The organism is Streptomyces sp. NPDC093149 (genome assembly GCF_044754145.1).
GTDB lineage: Bacteria > Actinomycetota > Actinomycetes > Streptomycetales > Streptomycetaceae > Streptomyces.
Genome location: NZ_JBIVON010000070.1, coordinates 1,210 through 3,072 on the forward strand (window position 1 = coordinate 1,210; position 1,863 = coordinate 3,072).

Here is a 1,863-nt window from a genome sequence, read left to right on the forward strand (position 1 = left end):
CGTCGCGGGCTATCTGCTCGACCACGCCACCCCGCAACAGCGGGACCGTTGGCGGCCGCTCACCGATGCCGTGACCCGGGACCCGGACGGCCCCGCGGCCCAGGCCCTGTCGGTTCCGCTCCTGCTGTGGCTGTGCGGCAAGGTCCACGAGGACCCGGACCAGGACAGGAATCCCGGCGATCTCGCGAACCGGAACGCCTTCCCGACGCCCGAGAAGATCGAGCAGCACCTGCTGGACTCGCTCGTGCCGGCGGTCTACCCGAGTGATCCGCGGGATTCTCCGCACCCCGACCGAAGGGCGCCGCGCAGGTGGGCCAGGGGGCACGGGTCCCGGGAGGCCGAACGGGCGGCCCGCTGGCTCGGCCATCTCGCCCGGCACCTCACGAAGCGCGAGCAGACCGACCTCAAATGGTGGGAACTGGGCACGACCATGCACCCGTCGGCCCGGATGACCGTGATCGGCTGTGCGGCCGGGATATGCGTCGGGGCGGTCGTCTTCCTCGTGGACACGGTCTTCGTCACCGTCTTCACGGCGCGTCCCGGCTGGGGCTTCCCCGCCAGGCTCGCGAAAGGACTCCTGGTCGGGCTCGCGGACGCCCTCATCAACGGGCCTCCGGCCGCGCTGCTCTTCGGCCTCGCCCACCGGGTCCGTCGGGCGTTCGTAGGGGCGGCGGTGGAGCCTTCGCGGATGCGGATCGGCATCTGCGGCCGGGGCGGATCGCCGCGCACCAGGTCCGTCCGGGACGTCCTCAGGCAGGTCAGAACCGGGAGCCTCGCGGGGTTCGCGGGCGGAGCCGGGATCGGGCTGTTGTTCGGGCTGTGGGAAAAGGGGGTCGGCGACCCGCGCTGGTTCGAGATCGGGCTGGTGGCCGGGATGGTGTGCGGCGCTCAGTTCGGGCTCGTGTTCGGGCTCGTGAGCGGGCTCGCGGCCTGGCTGGAGACTCCGATCGACACCGACTCCGCCGTTCGGCCCCGTGGTCTGCTGGCCACCGACCGGAACAACGTGCTCGTGCAGCTACTCCTGCTCGGACCCCTGGCCGGAGTCACCGTGATGGTCGGAGGCAGGCTCATCGTCGGGTTTCTCGGAGGCTCCCTCTGGGGCGTCCCGGTCACGGCGGAGCCGGTGTGGGCCATCCGGTTCGCACTCCTCACAGCACTCGCGGGAGGTCTCGGAGCGGCCCTCTCCATGACGGCCTGGGGCGAGTGGATGGTCCTCGCACACGTCTGGCTGCCGCTGACCGGGCGGCTGCCCTGGCGGGCGATGGCGTTCCTCGAGGACGCCCACCAGGAGCGGGGCGTCCTGCGCCAGGCCGGAGCGGTCTTCCAGTTCCGCCACGCCAACCTCCAGGAGCGCCTCGCACGTCCGGCGGAGGCCGGGGCCGACGACCGATCCTGATCCGGGAACTACCCGTTCTGCAGCACTAACCCTCCAGGACGCAGCCGGGCCGGAGTGTCAGGGTGGGGCAGCCCTGGCAGCGGCTCAGCCAAGATCATCCCGTGGCGGCTTTTGGGCTCACCTTGGCTCAACCCCAAACTGAATCCGGCGACGATGGTCCAAAACCCGGTCATGTTCGTCACCGAGGTCGGTGCCACGCTGGCCGCGCCACAGTGCGTTGACGCACGACGCGGAGAACGGCACGTCCACGCCAATGCTGCTGGCCCGCTCCCGTCACGCCTCCGTACGGTCCCTGGAACGCTACGCTCGCCCCGGAGTCGACGCGATCGCCCGACACGTCGCTGAACACGACCCCGCCGCTCGCCGTCGGGGTTGATCACAGCGGCCTACGGCACCTTTCCGGCGTATTCCGGTTGGCCTCCAGATTGATCCTGCCGGGGGCCGACTGGTTCGGTTGGCGCGAAAGG

1 pseudogene is annotated in these 1,863 nt (G+C 70.9%); it reads left to right on the forward strand.

Annotated features, from left to right (window positions below):
* Window positions 1–1,396: pseudogene (locus ACIQCZ_RS42495) on the forward strand (hypothetical protein); the annotation flags it as partial.
* Window positions 1,397–1,863: the final 467 nt, after the last annotated feature.